Annotated in this window: 14 protein-coding genes; 13 read left to right on the top strand and 1 reads right to left on the bottom strand. The window is 41.9% G+C overall.

The window, feature by feature from the left end:
• Window positions 1-29: 29 nt before the first annotated feature.
• From spoIIP to rpsO, 13 genes are all read left to right on the top strand, one after another.
• Window positions 30-1,238 carry a stage II sporulation protein P gene (gene spoIIP / locus RUMTOR_RS01125; RefSeq protein ID WP_004845161.1) on the top strand — a complete coding sequence of 403 codons (1,209 nt, stop codon included), beginning with the start codon at window positions 30-32 and terminating at the stop codon, window positions 1,236-1,238.
• Window positions 1,239-1,419: 181 nt separating this feature from the next.
• Complete coding sequence (locus RUMTOR_RS01120; protein ID WP_004845160.1) at window positions 1,420-3,342, top strand: DNA gyrase/topoisomerase IV subunit B; 1,923 nt, start codon at window positions 1,420-1,422, stop codon at window positions 3,340-3,342.
• A gap of 91 nt (window positions 3,343-3,433) precedes the next feature.
• Window positions 3,434-5,677: a DNA gyrase/topoisomerase IV subunit A gene (locus RUMTOR_RS01115; protein ID WP_004845159.1), complete on the top strand. Its 2,244-nt coding sequence runs from the start codon at window positions 3,434-3,436 to the stop codon at window positions 5,675-5,677.
• 212 nt (window positions 5,678-5,889) lie between these two features.
• Entirely contained in the window at window positions 5,890-6,357 is a 468-nt protein-coding gene (gene rimP, locus RUMTOR_RS01110; RefSeq protein WP_004845158.1) for a ribosome maturation factor RimP, read from the top strand.
• A 21-nt stretch (window positions 6,358-6,378) separates the two neighbouring features.
• Entirely contained in the window at window positions 6,379-7,593 is a 1,215-nt protein-coding gene (gene nusA / locus RUMTOR_RS01105) for a transcription termination factor NusA (RefSeq protein WP_004845157.1), read from the top strand.
• Between the two features lie 20 nt (window positions 7,594-7,613).
• On the top strand, window positions 7,614-7,886 hold the full coding sequence (rnpM, locus tag RUMTOR_RS01100; protein ID WP_009320585.1) for an RNase P modulator RnpM: 273 nt from the start codon (window positions 7,614-7,616) through the stop codon (window positions 7,884-7,886).
• Window positions 7,879-8,202 carry a L7Ae/L30e/S12e/Gadd45 family ribosomal protein gene (locus RUMTOR_RS01095; RefSeq protein WP_009242640.1) on the top strand — a complete coding sequence of 108 codons (324 nt, stop codon included), beginning with the start codon at window positions 7,879-7,881 and terminating at the stop codon, window positions 8,200-8,202. Before rnpM ends, RUMTOR_RS01095 begins: the two co-directional genes overlap by 8 nt.
• Window positions 8,203-8,217: 15 nt before the next feature.
• Window positions 8,218-11,010: a translation initiation factor IF-2 gene (gene infB / locus RUMTOR_RS01090; RefSeq protein ID WP_004845154.1), complete on the top strand. Its 2,793-nt coding sequence runs from the start codon at window positions 8,218-8,220 to the stop codon at window positions 11,008-11,010.
• Between the two features lie 55 nt (window positions 11,011-11,065).
• Window positions 11,066-11,449 (top strand): 30S ribosome-binding factor RbfA, encoded by a 384-nt coding sequence (rbfA, locus tag RUMTOR_RS01085; protein WP_004845153.1) that lies wholly within the window; start codon window positions 11,066-11,068, stop codon window positions 11,447-11,449.
• A complete protein-coding gene (locus tag RUMTOR_RS01080) occupies window positions 11,442-12,437 on the top strand; it encodes a DHH family phosphoesterase (RefSeq protein WP_004845152.1) in 996 nt (331 codons plus the stop codon). Before rbfA ends, RUMTOR_RS01080 begins: the two co-directional genes overlap by 8 nt.
• A 22-nt stretch (window positions 12,438-12,459) precedes the next feature.
• Window positions 12,460-13,413 carry a tRNA pseudouridine(55) synthase TruB gene (truB, locus tag RUMTOR_RS01075; RefSeq protein WP_004845151.1) on the top strand — a complete coding sequence of 318 codons (954 nt, stop codon included), beginning with the start codon at window positions 12,460-12,462 and terminating at the stop codon, window positions 13,411-13,413.
• A gap of 68 nt (window positions 13,414-13,481) precedes the next feature.
• Entirely contained in the window at window positions 13,482-14,384 is a 903-nt protein-coding gene (locus RUMTOR_RS01070) for a bifunctional riboflavin kinase/FAD synthetase (protein WP_004845150.1), read from the top strand.
• A gap of 137 nt (window positions 14,385-14,521) precedes the next feature.
• Window positions 14,522-14,788 carry a 30S ribosomal protein S15 gene (rpsO, locus tag RUMTOR_RS01065; protein ID WP_004845149.1) on the top strand — a complete coding sequence of 89 codons (267 nt, stop codon included), beginning with the start codon at window positions 14,522-14,524 and terminating at the stop codon, window positions 14,786-14,788.
• Between the two features lie 231 nt (window positions 14,789-15,019).
• On the opposite strand, the gene RUMTOR_RS01060 is transcribed toward rpsO, so the two are convergent.
• Window positions 15,020-17,107, bottom strand: a complete 2,088-nt coding sequence (locus RUMTOR_RS01060) for a polyribonucleotide nucleotidyltransferase (RefSeq protein WP_004845148.1) — start codon at window positions 17,105-17,107, stop codon at window positions 15,020-15,022.
• Window positions 17,108-17,110: the final 3 nt, after the last annotated feature.

Here is a 17,110-nt window from a genome sequence, read left to right as displayed (position 1 = left end):
GTCAGAAGTAATAGAAAGGACGATGTCTGATGGCGGATCGATTTCGGATATTAGAAAAAGAACGAGAACGGAAGAAGCGGATGATCCGGTTTCTGTTTTTCTTTCTGGCAATGATTTGTTTGATTTCGGAAGGAATGTGGTCGGCTCGAATGTATGGTTTCCAAACTCATATTTTTTCGGGTGCGGAAGAGATGTACATGCCGCGGCTTGCATATTTGAACAGAAGCCCGCAAAAAACAGTTCACGAGTTTTTTATAGAACAATCTTATCTGTTTCTTCCGACAGCAGGGTATGCGATGGAGCATAGGAGAGAGGGATTTACGGCAGAAGATCAAGAAACTGTTGCTCAAATTTTAGAGGCGCAGGCAAACGATGAGAACTGTATCGATGAAAACGGAAATCTTATTAGTAAAGAGTCTCCTGAAACGGCGCAAAATGTGCAGCCGTCGGGAGAAACGTCACTTTCTTCTGTCGATATGTCTATTGAGAGGTTAAGAGATTTTGATTATTTGCTTAGTAATTTTTATACGGTAGACAGCTCTACGATGATTGGTCCTGAACAGTTGAATGCAGATGACCTTCTTGGGAGGAGTATGAAGATCAATAAAAAGGAAGATGGTCCGAAAGTATTGATATTTCATACTCATTCACAGGAGGAATTTGTCGATTCAATTCCGGGAGATCCTGCCACAAGTATTATCGGAATAGGGGAATATCTGACAGAGCTTTTAAATAAGCGGGGAATCAAAACAATCCATGACACAGGGGTATATGATATTATTAACGGACAGCTCGACAGGAGTAATGCATATGAAAACGCAGAAGCGTCTGTCAGACCGATTCTGGAGGCAAACCCAACGATCGAGGTGGCAATCGACCTTCATAGGGATGGCGTTGCCGAGGGAACGCACTTAGTCACAGAAGTAAACGGAAAGCCGACTGCAAAGATCATGTATTTTAATGGATTGAGCCGATCTCGCACAAACGGAGATATCGATTATCTTTATAATCCGTACATACAGGATAATCTGGCGTTTTCTCTTCAGATGCAGCTTGCGTCAGAACGAATGTATCCCGGGTTTGCAAGACATATTTATCTGCGGGCATATAGATATAATCTGCATCTGCTGCCGAAGTCTCTGTTGATTGAAGCCGGTGCGCAGACAAATACTGTAGAAGAAATGAAAAATGCGATGGAGGTCGTGGCAGATACGCTGTGTGAAGTTATACTGGAATGACAAGGATTCTATTTACAAGATCGAAAACGGGTGGTATCATAGAAAATAATACCCTCAGATGAAAGGAACAACATCCGGCATCTGAGGGTACAATCTCGTTATAGCGTGAAACAAAATTAGTGCGGCATAAGAAAAGAAGTCGAGAAAAATAGAAGGAATGATCCGGTAAAGGAGAAGGTAAATGGCTGGAAATAATACATATGATGCAGGGAGTATTTCTGTATTGGAAGGATTAGAGGCGGTACGAAAACGCCCGGGAATGTATATCGGAAGTGTATCGACAAAAGGTCTGAATCATCTTATTTATGAAATTGTGGACAATTCCGTGGATGAACATCTGGCAGGATTTTGTACGGAAATCCGTGTTGTTTTAGAAAAAGACGGAACGGCAACAGTAACCGATAACGGGAGGGGAATTCCGGTTGATATGCATCAAAAAGGAATTTCTGCGGCAAGGCTTGTGTTTACCACACTTCATGCAGGGGGAAAATTTGACGATTCGGCGTATAAGACAAGCGGAGGTCTTCATGGCGTCGGTTCTTCTGTTGTAAATGCACTTTCTACATATATGGATGTTAAGATCAGCCGTGATGGGGCGGTATACCATGACAGATATGAGCGCGGAGTTCCTGTCATTGAACTGGAAAACGGACTTCTTCCTAAGATCGGAAAGACAAAAAAGACAGGAACAACAATTAATTTTCTGCCTGATGATACGATTTTTGAAAAGACGAAGTTCCGGGCGGAGGAAGTAAAAAGCAGGCTGCATGAAACAGCATATCTTAACCCGGAACTGACGATAATATTCGAAGATAAAAGAGGAGATCAGACCGAGCATATCGAATATCATGAACCGGAGGGAATCATCGGGTTTATCAGAGATCTGAATAAGAAAAAAGAGGCGCTTCATGAGCCTGTTTATTTTAAAGGGGAAGCAGACGGTATTGAAGTGGAGGCGGCATTTCAGTATGTTAATGAATTTCATGAGAATGTGCTCGGTTTCTGCAACAATATTTACAATGCCGAGGGCGGAACGCATTTAACCGGATTTAAAACGACATTTACGACGGTTATGAATCAGTATGCAAGAGAAATCGGTATTTTAAAAGAGAAGGATACGAACTTTACGGGAGCTGATATCCGAAACGGGATGACAGCGATTATTTCGATCAAACATCCGGATCCTAGATTTGAAGGGCAGACAAAGACAAAACTGGACAATCCCGACGCGGCAAAAGCGGTCGGTAAAGTTGCGGGAGATGAAATTGTTCTTTATTTTGACCGTAACCTGGACGTTTTAAAAACGGTATTGTCAAGTGCGGAAAAGGCGGCGAAAATCCGTAAGACAGAAGAAAAGGCGAAAACGAATCTTTTGACGAAGCAAAAATATTCGTTTGACAGTAACGGAAAACTCGCAAACTGCGAGAGCAGAGATCCGAAAAAGTGCGAGATATTTATTGTTGAGGGAGATTCGGCGGGAGGTTCGGCAAAAACGGCCAGAAACAGAAACTTTCAGGCGATTCTTCCTATTCGCGGGAAAATATTAAACGTGGAGAAAGCAAGTATTGATAAAGTCCTTGCGAATGCAGAAATAAAAACGATGATCAATGCGTTCGGATGTGGATTTTCCGAAGGATACGGCAATGACTTCGATATTACAAAGCTTCGATACGATAAGATCATAATTATGGCAGATGCAGATGTAGACGGAGCTCATATTTCAACACTTTTGCTGACGCTGTTCTATCGGTTTATGCCGGAACTGATTTATGAGGGGCACGTGTATATTGCAATGCCGCCGCTTTATAAGGCAATGCCGAAAAGCGGAGAAGAGGAATATCTTTACGATGATAAGGCGCTTGAAAAATATCGAAGGACACACAAAGGACCGTTTACTCTTCAGAGGTATAAAGGGCTTGGAGAGATGGATGCAGAACAGTTGTGGGAAACAACACTTGATCCTAAAAGACGTCTTTTAAAGCTTGTTGAGATTGAAGATGCGAGAATGGCTTCCGGTGTGACTGAGATGCTTATGGGAACGGAAGTGCCTCCGCGGCGGGCATTCATCTATGAAAATGCGACAGAGGCGGAACTTGATATATAATCTGTATGACGAAACAGAGTCGACGTGATTTGTGTCAGAAAATGGATTTGCTTTGTGTCATATGAGCAAAATGAAATGAAGGAGACGAGAAATGAACAGTGAATCACAGATCATAAGAACGGAATATTCGGATCTTATGAAAAAATCATATATTGATTATGCGATGAGCGTAATTATTTCCAGGGCACTTCCGGATGTAAGAGACGGACTGAAGCCGGTTCAGCGCCGTACGCTTTATGATATGTACGAACTGGGAATCCGCTATGATAAGCCGTACAGAAAATGCGCGCGTATTGTCGGAGATACGATGGGTAAATATCATCCTCACGGCGACAGTTCGATCTACGAATCTCTTGTTGTTATGGCTCAGGAGTTTAAAAAAGGAATGGTACTTGTAGACGGTCACGGAAACTTCGGTTCGATAGAAGGTGACGGCGCTGCGGCAATGCGTTATACTGAGGCAAGACTGACGAAATTCACGCAGGAAGTCTGCCTTGCAGATCTAGATAAAGATGTGGTAGATTTCGGACCGAATTTTGACGAAACAGAAAAAGAACCGCTTGTACTTCCGATGCGTGTGCCAAACCTCCTCGTAAACGGAGCGGAAGGAATTGCGGTAGGTATGGCGACAAGTATACCGCCTCATAATCTCGGAGAAGTGATCGATGCGGTAAAGGCATATATTAAAAACGATTCGATCACTACAAAACAACTGATGAAATACATAAAAGGGCCTGATTTTCCGACAGGCGGAATTGTTGTTAATAAAGATGATCTGATCAATATATATGAAACGGGACAGGGAAAGATCAAAGTCCGGGGAAAAGTAGAGACAGAAGAATTAAAAGGCGGCAAAAAGCAGCTTGTGATCAGTGAGATCCCATACACGATGATCGGAGCGGGAATAGGGAAGTTTTTAAATGATGTAGCCGGTCTGGTAGAGACAAAGAAAACAACAGATATCACAGATATTTCAAACCAATCTTCCAAAGAAGGAATTCGGATTGTGTTGGAATTAAAAAAAGGCGCAGATGTAGAAAATCTAAAAAATATGCTTTATAAAAAGACGCGCCTTGAAGACACATTCGGCGTGAATATGCTTGCAGTTGCAGACGGAAGACCGGAAACACTCGGACTTAAGAAGATCATTGAGCATCATGTAGATTTTCGATTTGAACTGGCGACGAGAAAATACAAAACACTTCTTGCAAAAGAACAGGAAAAAAGTGAGGTGCAGGAGGGGTTGATCAAAGCATGTGATGTGATCGATCTTATTATTGAAATCCTTCGAGGCAGTAAATCTGTAAAAGATGCAAAAGCATGTCTTGTAAATGGCGTAACAGATAATATTAAGTTTAAATCTTCTATTTCCAAAAAGATGGCGGTGCTTTTACGCTTTACAGAACGTCAGGCTGCTGCCATCCTCGAGATGCGCTTATATCGCCTCATCGGTCTGGAAGTACAGGCTTTGATCGCGGAACATGAACAGACGGTGAAGAATATTGCGCGTTATGAAGATATTCTCAATAATTATGATTCTATGGCGCAAGTTATTGTGGAAGAACTTGAATCGTTTAAAGAAGAATATGCAAAAGCGCGCCGTACAGTCATTGAAAATGCTGAAGAAGCCGTTTTTGAAGAGAAGAAGATCGAAGAACAGGAAGTCGTATTTTTGATGGATCGGTTCGGATATGCAAGAATAGTAGACGTTGCCGTTTACGAAAGAAATAAGGAAGCGGCGGATAGTGAGAATAAGTATATTGTCCATTGTATGAACACGGGGAAAATATGTATTTTTACCAATAGCGGGAAAATGCACCAGGTGAAAGTAATTGATCTTCCTTATGGAAAATTCAGGGATAAAGGAGTTCCGATCGACAATGTCAGCAATTACTCCAGTTCTGATGAACAGATTGTCTCGGTATACGATTCCGAGCAGATGAGATTTGCCATGCTTTTGTTTTCAACGGCGCAGGGAATGGTAAAAAAAGTCAGCGGAAGTGAATTTCAGGTGGCAAAACGAACAATTCTGGCTACAAAACTTCAGGAAGAAGATTCTCTGGTCGATGTTCGGGTTGTTAATGAAAATAAGCATGTCGTTCTTCAGACAAAGAACGGGTACTTTTTGAGATTCCCGGCCACGGAAGTTCCTATAAAGAAAAAAGCTGCAGTCGGTGTCAGAGGTATCCGTCTTCAGAAAAAAGATGAACTGGAAAAGGTATATCTTTTTGAAGAAGGAACGGAAACAAAGATTCTATATAATGAAAAAGAGGTCTCCTTAAATCGATTGAAAACGGCGAAACGTGATGGAGCAGGAACAAAAGCAAGAAAATAGAGAAGAAGCCTTGCAATATAAAAAAAACAGTGCTATACTATGAAATAGTTACATAGAAATCCGGCAGAAGAGTGAACGAAAGTTCACTCTTCTTTGTTGCTATGCATACGACAAAAAATATCTTATAGATATTTTCAGTTGTAAATTCACGATAACAAAAGAAACATAAGCGGCAGATAGCTTCTGCCAAATGAGAAGAAAGGAAGTATAGCGTGTCAAAAAGAGAAGAATATGAACAGAAAACAGAAGAACTTTTAGAACCGATCGTGTCTGCACTTGGATTTGAACTGGTTGACGTAGAATATGTCAAGGAAGCCGGAACATGGTATCTTCGTGCGTATATCGATAAACCGGGCGGGATTACGGTAGATGACTGTGAGGCGGTCAGCAGAAAGTTTTCGGATATTCTCGATGAAAAAGATTATATCCCGGATTCTTATGTATTTGAGGTGAGCTCACCGGGGCTTGGCAGACCGTTAAAAAAAGAAAAAGATTTTAAGAGAAGTATCGGAGAAGAAGTAGAGATCCGTACTTACCGGGCAATCGATCGTCAGAAAGAATTTACCGGTATTTTGAAAGGGTTTGATGAAAACACTGTGACCATTATATATGAAGATGAAACAGAACAAGTATTTGACAGAGCAGAAATTGCATTGATTCGTCTTGCTTTGGATTTTTAAAATTTAGGAGGAAATGACAAAATGAACATAGAGTTAATGGAAGCGTTGACAATTCTTGAGAAAGAAAAAAATATCAGTAAAGATGTTATGATGGATGCGATTGAAAATTCGCTGATCAGCGCATGTAAGAATCATTTCGGAACATCGGATAACATTAAAGTAATCATGGATCGTGATACTTGCGATTATGCTGTATATGCAGAGAAAAATGTAGTAGAAGAGGTAGAAGATCCTGCGTTGGAGATCAGTCTCGAAGAAGCGGAAAAGCTGGATTCTGCATTACAGGTCGGCGATATCGCACAGATTCCGGTACACTCAAAAGAGTTTGGGCGTATTGCGACTCAGAATGCAAAGAACCTGATTCTTCAAAAAATAAGAGAAGAAGAAAGAAAAGTTGTATTTGACCAGTATTTTGAAAAAGAAAAAGATATTGTGACAGGTGTTGTTCAGCGATATGTCGGGAAAAATATCAGTATTAATCTTGGAAGAGCAGATGCAATGCTTACTGAGAACGAGCAGGTGAAAGGGGAACATTTTAAACCTACAGAACGTATTAAACTGTATGTAGTAGAAGTGAAAAATACTCCGAAAGGACCGAAGATACTTGTATCCCGTACACATCCCGAACTTGTGAAACGTCTTTTTGAAGCAGAGGTGGCAGAAGTAAGAGACGGTACAGTTGAAATTAAGAGCATTGCAAGAGAAGCAGGTTCCCGTACAAAAATGGCTGTATGGTCAAACGATCCGAATGTAGATCCCGTAGGCGCTTGTGTGGGAATGAACGGAGCACGAGTAAACGCAGTTGTTCAGGAACTTCGCGGTGAAAAAATCGATATTATCAACTGGGATGAGAATCCGGCGCTTCTGATAGAAAATTCACTTAGCCCTGCAAAAGTGATTTCTGTAATGGCAGATCCGGAAGAAAAAATCGCGAGTGTGATCGTTCCCGACTATCAGCTTTCACTTGCAATCGGAAAAGAAGGGCAGAATGCACGTCTTGCTGCAAGACTTACAGGATATAAGATTGATATTAAGAGCGAGACACAGGCGATAGAGGCAGGAGAACTTCCAGAAAATTATATGGAAGAGATGGGACTTGTCGGTGAAGAAGGTTATACAGGAGATTACGAGGAAGAGTATAACGAAGAATACAGTGAAGAGTCTTATGATGAAGCGGCAGAAGATCAGAACGAAGAGTCGGAAGAAATTGAATTTATCGAGACAGAGAATGAGTAATATCTAAAGGAGTGGGTTATTTGGCAGTTAATAAAAAAATTCCTATGCGTAAATGTGTAGGGTGTGGAGAAATGAAACCTAAAAAAGAATTGCTGCGAATACTCAGGACAGAAACCGGAGAATTCGTCGTGGATGCACTTGGAAAAGCAAACGGCAGAGGCGCTTATCTTTGCCGGAGCGTAGAATGCTTTCAGAAAGCTGTGAAAAACCGTGGATTGGAACGGTCGTTTAAGCAGGCAATACCGCCGGAAGTATATGAGAGAATGGAAAAGGAGATGGGAGAGCTTGAGTAAGAGAGATAAGGTCCTTTCCCTGATCGGACTGGCGATGAAGGCCGGAAAATGTGTAAGCGGCGAGACAATGACAGAAAGCGAGACGAAATCAGGAAAAGCGAAGTTTGTCATTGTCGCCGGTGACGCATCGGAGAACACGAAGAAAAAATTCGGGGATATGTGTAAGTTTTATAAAGTTCCATTTTGTTTCTACGGAGATAAAGATACCTTAGGGCATGCAATGGGAAAAGAGTTCCGTGCATCTCTGGCGATACTTGACGAAGGATTTGCAGATGGAATTCAAAGAGAGCTGAAAAACCGAGAGGATATTGCATAAGGAGGTAGTTTTAATATGACAAAAATGAGGGTACATGAACTTGCGAAAGAGCTTGGAATGGAAAATAAAGAGCTCATCGATTTGTTGCATAAGAAAAATGTGGAGGTGTCAAATCATATGAGTTCGATCGAGGACAATATAGCAGATGAGATCCGAAAAGAAAAAAACACAAGATCAGAAGGAAAGTCAGAGGGAGAAGAAGCTCCGAAAAAGAAAAATCTGGCATTTGTGATTCGTCCGCAAAACTCTAAAAACAGCAGTCGCATACAGGGAAAACGTCCGGCTCAAAAGTCTGCGCGTCCACAGCAGAGTGCGCGTCAAAACGAGGCAAAGGCAGCGACGACGCGTCCGGCATCACAGGGAGCACGTTCGGAAAAGTCAGGTGCAGAAAAGTCACAGGCTGCGCGGCCGGTTCCTGCTCAAACTGTAAAAGCCGAAACTGCTGCCGAACATTCAACTACAGAAAAACGACCGGGTACGCAAGCGCAGTCAGCAGCGGAAAAGCCGCAGGGAGTACGTCAGGAAAAGCAACAGCCGGCACGTGCGGAAAAACCGGTACAGGTACAGTCCGAAAAGGAGAAAAGAACAGAGAATGACCGTCCGGCAAGAGAAAATCGTGAAGCAAGACAGTCCAATGATCGTCCGGTAAGAGAAAACAGAGACGGAAAGCCGGTAAGAGACGGAAAACCGTCTGACAGACAAGGCAGATTCGATCGCGGATCCAATGATCGTTCGCGCCAGGAAAGACCACAGGGAAATCGTCAGTTCGGTGACGGAAGACAGAGCCGAGGCGGAGACAGAGACCGCAGACCGGGAGGACAAAATGGTCGATCTGACAGAGAGAAAAGAGAGTCACGAAGAGATGATGTGGCGGCACCGATCGTGGAGCAGCAGAAGAGCCAGCGTAATAAGGCGAAAGATAAAGAACGTGATAATAAGAAAAAAGAATACAGAGACGAAGCCTTTGACGGAAAAGGCAAAAAAGGCAAAAAACAAAAACAGGTAGCAGAAGTGAAAAGACCGCAGCCGAAAGAAGAGAAGAAAGAAGAAAAGATTAAACAGATTGTAATTCCGGAAGTTCTTACGATCAAAGAACTTGCAGATAAAATGAAGATTGTTCCTTCTGTTATCGTGAAAAAACTGTTCCTTCAAGGAAAAGTTGTAACAGTGAATCAGGAAATCGATTATGATACTGCAGAAGAGATCGCAATGGAATTTGAAGTTCTCTGCGAAAAAGAAGAAGTCGTAGATGTGATCGAAGAACTGTTAAAAGAGGAAGAGGAAGATGAAAATATGATGGTAAAACGTCCTCCGGTCGTATGTGTTATGGGACACGTTGACCATGGTAAAACATCTCTTCTTGATGCGATCCGTCACTCAAATGTGATCGATCGTGAAGCAGGTGGTATCACTCAGCATATCGGAGCATATGTTGTGGAAGCAAACGGAGAAAAAATTACGTTCCTCGACACGCCGGGACATGAGGCGTTTACGGCAATGCGTATGCGCGGTGCAAGCTCTACGGATATCGCCATTCTTGTCGTAGCGGCAGACGACGGAGTAATGCCTCAGACAGTAGAAGCAATCAATCATGCAAAAGCTGCCGGAATTGAAATTATTGTTGCAATCAATAAGATTGATAAACCAAGTGCAAATATCGAACGTGTGAAACAAGAACTGACAGAATATGAGTTGATTCCGGAAGATTGGGGCGGAAGTACGATTTTTGTTCCTGTATCCGCACATACAAAAGAAGGAATTCCGGAGCTTCTTGAAATGGTTCTTCTGACAGCAGAAGTTATGGAGTTAAAAGCAAATCCGAACCGTGCGGCAAGAGGTCTTGTGATCGAGGCGGAACTTGATAAAGGAAAAGGATCTGTTGCGACAGTTCTTGTTCAGAAAGGTACTCTTCATGTCGGAGATGCAATCGCGGCAGGAAGCGCACATGGTCGCGTTCGTGCGATGATGGACGATAAAGGCAGAAGGGTGAAAGAGGCAGGTCCGTCACAGCCGGTAGAGATTCTCGGATTAAATGATGTTCCAAATGCGGGAGAAGTGTTTGTCGGATGTGATTCCGAAAAGGATGCAAGAAGTTTTGCAGAGACGTTTATCGCTCAGAATAAAGTGAAACTTCTTGATGAGACAAAATCAAGAATGTCTCTTGATGATCTGTTCAGCCAGATACAGGAAGGCAATTTGAAAGAACTCAACATTATCGTAAAAGCAGATGTTCAAGGTTCAGTAGAAGCAATCAAACAGAGTCTTTTGAAACTTTCAAATGATGAAGTTGTAATCAAGATCATTCACGGTGGAGTAGGCGCAATCAATGAATCGGACGTCAGCCTTGCATCGGCTTCCAATGCGATCATTATCGGATTTAATGTACGTCCGGATGCGACGGCAAAAGAAATCGCCGATAGAGAAGGCGTTGATTTAAGACTTTACAGAGTCATTTATAATGCGATAGAAGATGTGGAAGCTGCAATGAAAGGAATGCTTGATCCGGTATTTGAGGAAAAAATTCTCGGTCACGCGGAAGTGCGTCAGACATTTAAAGCATCCGGAGTCGGAACGATTGCAGGATCTTATGTTCAGGACGGTATTTTTGAAAGAAACTGTTCTGTACGTCTTATCCGTGACGGAATCGTAGTATTTGACGGACCGCTGGCATCTTTGAAACGTTTTAAAGACGATGTAAAAGAAGTAAGAGCCGGATATGAATGTGGTTTTGTATTTGAAAATTATAATGATATCAAAGAAGGAGATCAGGTTGAAGCTTATAAAATGGTTGAGACTGAGAGAAAATAAATTTGATTCAAAAAAACCGAATGATTAGTTTCGCAGATGAAAAGAGGGAGCATTAATGAGAAAAAACAGCATAAAAAATACCCGTGTAAATGCGGAAGTTCAAAGAGAACTGAGCAATATACTGCGTGGCGGGATCAAAGATCCGAGAGTGTCGCCCATGACATCTGTGGTGGCAGTGGAAGTGGCGCCGGATCTGAAAACATGCAAAGCATATATCAGCGTACTCGGAGATGAAAAGGCACAGCAGGATACGATCAAAGGGCTGCAAAGCGCTGAAGGATTTATCCGTCGTGAGCTTGCCAGAACGATTAATATGAGAAACACTCCGGAGATTAAGTTTATTGTAGATCAGTCGATCGAATATGGCGTAAATATCAGCAAGAAGATCGACGAGGTTACAAAGGATCTGAAAGATGAGGCCGGTGATATTGATGAATAGTAAAAAAATTGATTTAAAAGAGCTGCTGAAAGAGAAGAAAAAAATTGCCCTGGGCGGACACGTCCGCCCGGATGGCGATTGCATCGGATCGGTAATGGGGTTATATCTTTATTTAAAACAAGAATATCCGCATATTCAGACAGACGTTTATCTGGAAAAAATACCTGAGACATTTCGTCTGATCAAAGGAACAGATGAAGTTCGTTCAGAAGTAAACAATAACGAAACGCCGTATGATCTGTTTATCTGTCTTGATTGTGCAGATCCGATGAGACTTGGATTTTCAAGTTCGGTCTTTGAAAACGCAAAAGAGACGGTTTGCATCGATCATCACATCAGCAACGAATCGTTTGCAGACTTGAACTATATTGTTCCGGATGCAAGTTCTACGTCTGAGCTTGTAGTTACTTTGCTCGATGAAGAGAAAATATCAAAAGAATCGGCAGAAGCTCTTTATATGGGAATTGCTCACGATACAGGTGTTTTCAGATATTCGTGCACATCGCCGGAAACGATGGAAAATGCGGCTAAACTGATGAGAAAAGGGATAAACGGAAACGCGATCATTGAGCAAACCTTTTACGAAAAAACATATGTGCAAAACCAGATTTTGGGAAGAGCGCTCCTTGAGAGTATGCTCATTATGGATCGTCAATGCGTTGTGTCGGTTATCCGCAAAAGTTCGATGGAATTTTTCCATGCAGAGCCGTCTGATCTGGAAGGGGTAGTAAGTATTCTCAGGCAGACAAAAGGTGTGGAAGTCGCTATCTTCTTACATGAGCTTGAACCTCAAAAATATAAAGTAAGCCTTCGTTCTAAACAATATATTGATGTGAGTGTAATCGCAAAACATTTCGGAGGCGGCGGACACATACGGGCGGCAGGTGTGACAATGACAGGATCTGCACATGACGTGATCAACAATATTACCGAGCAGATCGCCCGTCAGTTTGAAAAACTGGAAGAAAAATCAGTGATTCCGCAATGAAATAAGGACTAGAATCAGAAGTATGATAAACGGAATTTTAAATATTTACAAAGAAAAAGGTTATACATCGCATGATGTGGTGGCTCGTCTTCGGGGAATCTTCGGACAAAAGAAGATCGGTCATACCGGAACGCTTGACCCGGATGCGGAAGGAGTGCTTCCGGTATGTCTTGGACGGGCAACAAAAGTATGTGATCTGCTGACAGATAAAGATAAAACGTATGAAGCGGTGCTTTTGCTTGGAAAAGAAACAGATACTCAAGATATTACAGGGACTGTTTTAAAAGAATGTGATCCATCGGAAATCACTGAAGAAACAGCAAAAAAATGTATTGAAAGTTTTATAGGGGAATATGATCAGATTCCTCCTATGTATTCTGCACTAAAAGTAAATGGAAAAAAGCTTTATGAATTGGCTCGGGAAGGGAAAGTCGTAGAACGGAAAAGCAGAAAAGTACAGATTTATGACATTCGGATCAAGGAAATGAAACTTCCTCGCATACGGATGGAAGTTTCTTGTTCAAAGGGAACATATATCCGTACTTTATGTAATGATGTAGGAGAAGTTCTTGGCGTTGGCGGATGTATGGAATCACTGCTTCGTACAAAAGTCAGTCGGTTTGAGTTAAAAGACAGTATGAAGCTTGCAGATATTGAAAAGGCGAAGAATGAAGGAAGGACAGAAGAAATAATATTGCCTCTGGATGAAGTATTTGTCGAATATCCTAAGATAATCGTAACAGGACGCCAGGCTCAGTTGGCATATAACGGAAATCCTTTTCCGAAAGAGTCTGCGAAAAATTTGATTTTACCCGGAAAAGACGGAGGAGAGGATGATCTTTCCGACATTTTTTCTAGATATAAAAAATATAGAGTATACGATGAGCAGGGACGGTTTATCGCTATATACTCTTATCAAAAACAAAGGCAGTTATTCAGAATCGAAAAAATGTTTTTCGATCCTGATGGAAAATAGAAAAATTCGTTTCAAATTATGTAAATGAGATGAGAATGATATGAAGCGGATAAAAGGAAGAGTAGATCATGGAGTACATCACGGGGATTGAGCAATATGCAGGAATAGAAAAGACAGCGTTAACTCTCGGCAAGTTTGACGGTCTTCATAAAGGACATCAAAAACTGATCGATAAAATATGCGCTTATTCGGGAGAAAATTGTAAAAGCGTCCTCTGTGCTTTCGATATGCACCGGGAGTCGTTAATGACAAAGCAGGAGAGGCGGAGTCATCTTGAAGGGAAAATCGATTGTTTGATCGAATATCCTTTTACGAAAGAACTGCGTGAAATGGAAGCGGAAGTGTTTATTAAGAACATCTTGTGCGAAAAACTTCATGCGGCGCATATTGTTGTAGGAACAGACTTTGCTTTTGGTCATGAAAAACGAGGAAATACAGAAATGTTGAAAATGTTTTCCGAAAAAGGGGGATATACGCTGGATGTCATCGAAAAAGAACGATATGATCAGATCGTGATCAGCAGTACTTATATCAGAGATGTCCTTTCACAAGGCAATGTAACTCTTGCGGCAGAGCTTCTCGGATATCGGTATGGAGTAACCGGAATTGTTCGGCATGGCAGACAACTGGGGCGGACGCTCGGCTTTCCTACAATGAATGTCGAGCCTGAAGAAAAAAAAATACTGCCAAGATTCGGAGTGTATGTCTGCCGTATCAATATAGACGGAAAATGGTACAACGGCATTGGAAACGTAGGGGTGAAGCCGACAGTTACGGAAGAACACAAGCGTCTTGTCGAAGTATTTGTTTATGATTATGAAGGAGATGCATACGGGAAAGAAATTACGGTGGAATTTTGTGATTTTGAAAGACCCGAGATAAGATTTTCTTCTGTGAACGAATTAAAAAAACAAGTGGCGAAAGATCTCCGTTATGGAAAAGACTACTTTAAGGCTTCAAAAGAAATCTAAAATAAATTCTTTACATTGTAAGTGGCATATGATATACTACTTGAGGTTAGAAAACCAGCCGATGTTCGGTAATCGGATCACTCCGACCGTTACTTAATATCAGGCGTTTATAAAAGTATTTAAGGAGGAGTTACAACATGATCGCAAAGGACAAAAAGCAGGCAATCATCAAAGAGTATGGAAGAAGCGAAGGTGATACAGGATCACCGGAAGTACAGATCGCAATTCTTACAGCAAGAATCAACGAACTGACAGATCACTTCAAAGCAAACCCGAAAGATCACCACTCAAGAAGAGGTCTTCTTAAGATGGTAGGACAGAGAAGAGGTCTTCTTGCATATCTTAAAAAAGTAGATATTGAAAGATATCGTGCATTGATTGAGAAACTCGGACTCAGAAAATAGTCAGAGGTTTCAATGTAAGCAAAAAAGGGGCAGATTTGATCTGTTCCTTTTTTATATGACGGAAAGTCTAATTCCTTGTCTGGAAGGATCTTGGTGTGTACGACCGTTTTAGAAAAAGACCCAATACAGAGGAATCATCCTCCGTACTGAGTCTCAATTTTTAATTTGGGCGGGATGAGGGCGATTGGGAAATTTTGCCTCTACTACGCTATCTCAACTTGCCCTTAATTATTATTCTGCAACGTCTCTGATGCTGAAGCTGAATCTTCCCATTTTGTCTTTTCCAAGGCAAACAGCTTTTACAACATCTCCGAGAGAGAGTACATCTTCAACTTTATTTACACGTTCTTTAGCGATTTTTGAGATATGAACGAGACCTTCTTTTCCCGGTGCAAACTCAAGAAAAGCGCCAAATTCTTTAATACTTATAACTTTTCCTTCAAAGACCTGACCTGCTTCAAAGTCGGTTACGATCGTGTGTATGATCTTCGCAGCTTTTTCCATTGCTGTTTTTTCTGTACCACAAATGGAAACGGAACCTTCATCATCAATGTCAATCTTCACACCTGTCTGTTCGATGATTGCGTTAATCGTTTTTCCGCGCTGTCCTACAACATCGCCGATCTTTTGCGGATCGATCTGCATCTGAATGATCTTAGGTGCAAATTCACCGACTTCTGCTCTTGGCTCAGAAATTGCCTTATTCATGATTTCGTCAATGATATAGGTTCTGGCTTTCTTTGTCGCAGAAATTGCCTCTTCAATGATCGGTCTTGTAAGTCCGTGAATCTTAATATCCATTTGAATAGCTGTAATACCTTTATGTGTACCGGCTACTTTAAAGTCCATATCTCCGAAGAAGTCTTCCAGTCCCTGGATATCGGTAAGAACAAGATAGTCATCGTCTGTATCTCCAGTTACAAGACCTGCGGAAATACCGGCTACTGCAGCTTTGATCGGTACTCCGGCTGTCATAAGCGACATACTGGATGCGCATACGCTTGCCTGTGAAGTAGAGCCGTTTGATTCAAATGTTTCAGATACTGTACGGATGGCATATGGAAATTCGGCTTCGCTTGGAAGTACCGGGAGAAGAGCTCTTTCTGCCAGCGCACCATGTCCGATCTCACGTCTTCCAGGTCCTCTTGACGGTTTTGTTTCACCTACAGAATATGAAGGGAAATTATAATGGTGCATATATCGCTTAGTCGTTTCTGATTCATCAAGACCGTCAAGTCTTTGTGCTTCAGACAAAGGCGCCAGTGTCGTTACCGTACAAATCTGGGTCTGTCCTCTTGTAAACATTGCAGAACCATGGACTCTTGGAAGAAGATCCACTTCTGCTGCAAGAGGTCTGATCTGATCGATAGCGCGTCCGTCCGGACGTTTGTGATCTTTTAAGATCATTTTTCTTACAGTTTTTTTCTGATATTGGTAAATGGCTTCGCCAAGGAGAGAGAGCCATTCTTCATTATCTATAAATGCTTCTTCTAATTTTTCTGTAATCTGACGAATATTGTCTTCTCTTATCTGCTTTTCGTCTGTAAATACAGCTTGTTCCATTTCGGCAGGCGGTACGATTTCTTTGATTGCGTCAAACAGTTCTTCGGGAATCGCACAGCTTTCATACTCATGTTTCGGCTTTCCGCATTCTGCAACGATCGTATCGAAAAAAGCAATGACTTTCTGGTTTAATTCATGTGCTGCAAAAATTGCTTCGATCATGCGGTCTTCCGGAACTTCGTTCGCTCCGGCTTCGATCATAATCACTTTTTCTTTTGTAGAAGCAACCGTAAGTGCGAGATCAGAAACTTCTCTTTGAGCTGCCGTCGGGTTAAACACAAACTCTCCGTCAATGAGTCCGACCTGTGTTGTAGATATCGGGCCGTCAAACGGAATATCGGAAATACTTGTCGCAAGAGAAGCTCCAAGCATTGCGGTAAGTTCCGGGCTGCAGTCCTGATCTACTGACATTACAAGGTTTTCCAAAGTTACGTCATTTCGATAATCTTTCGGGAAAAGAGGGCGCATCGGACGGTCGATAACTCGGTCGGTTAAAATTGCGTTTTCGGATGCTTTCCCTTCTCTTTTATTAAATCCTCCCGGGATTTTTCCGACAGCGTAAAGTCTTTCGTTATATTCAACACTAAGAGGGAAAAAATCAATTCCGTCTCTTGGCTTTTCAGATGCCGTTGATGTACACAAAACAGTTGTGTCTCCGTAATGCATCAGAACAGCGCCGTTTGCCTGTTTGGCAACTCTGTCTACATCTACACGCAGTGTTCTGCCTGCAAGTTCCATTTCATACATTTTGTACATGTT

Source organism: [Ruminococcus] torques ATCC 27756, assembly GCF_000153925.1.
Taxonomy (GTDB): Bacteria; Bacillota; Clostridia; order Lachnospirales; family Lachnospiraceae; genus Mediterraneibacter; species Mediterraneibacter torques.
The sequence above is the reverse complement of the archived record's forward strand: the minus strand, read 5'-3'. Positions and strand labels throughout refer to the sequence as shown.

Coding starts and splice junctions, on each gene's coding strand:
- truB (WP_004845151.1), top strand. CDS start 12,460: ATGATAAACGGAATTTTAAATATTTACAAAGAAAAAGGTTATACATCG.
- spoIIP (WP_004845161.1), top strand. CDS start 30: ATGGCGGATCGATTTCGGATATTAGAAAAAGAACGAGAACGGAAGAAG.
- RUMTOR_RS01120 (WP_004845160.1), top strand. CDS start 1,420: ATGGCTGGAAATAATACATATGATGCAGGGAGTATTTCTGTATTGGAA.
- infB (WP_004845154.1), top strand. CDS start 8,218: ATGACAAAAATGAGGGTACATGAACTTGCGAAAGAGCTTGGAATGGAA.
- nusA (WP_004845157.1), top strand. CDS start 6,379: ATGAACATAGAGTTAATGGAAGCGTTGACAATTCTTGAGAAAGAAAAA.
- RUMTOR_RS01060 (WP_004845148.1), bottom strand. CDS start 17,107: ATGTACAAAATGTATGAAATGGAACTTGCAGGCAGAACACTGCGTGTA.
- rbfA (WP_004845153.1), top strand. CDS start 11,066: ATGAGAAAAAACAGCATAAAAAATACCCGTGTAAATGCGGAAGTTCAA.
- RUMTOR_RS01115 (WP_004845159.1), top strand. CDS start 3,434: ATGAACAGTGAATCACAGATCATAAGAACGGAATATTCGGATCTTATG.
- RUMTOR_RS01080 (WP_004845152.1), top strand. CDS start 11,442: ATGAATAGTAAAAAAATTGATTTAAAAGAGCTGCTGAAAGAGAAGAAA.
- rpsO (WP_004845149.1), top strand. CDS start 14,522: ATGATCGCAAAGGACAAAAAGCAGGCAATCATCAAAGAGTATGGAAGA.
- RUMTOR_RS01070 (WP_004845150.1), top strand. CDS start 13,482: ATGGAGTACATCACGGGGATTGAGCAATATGCAGGAATAGAAAAGACA.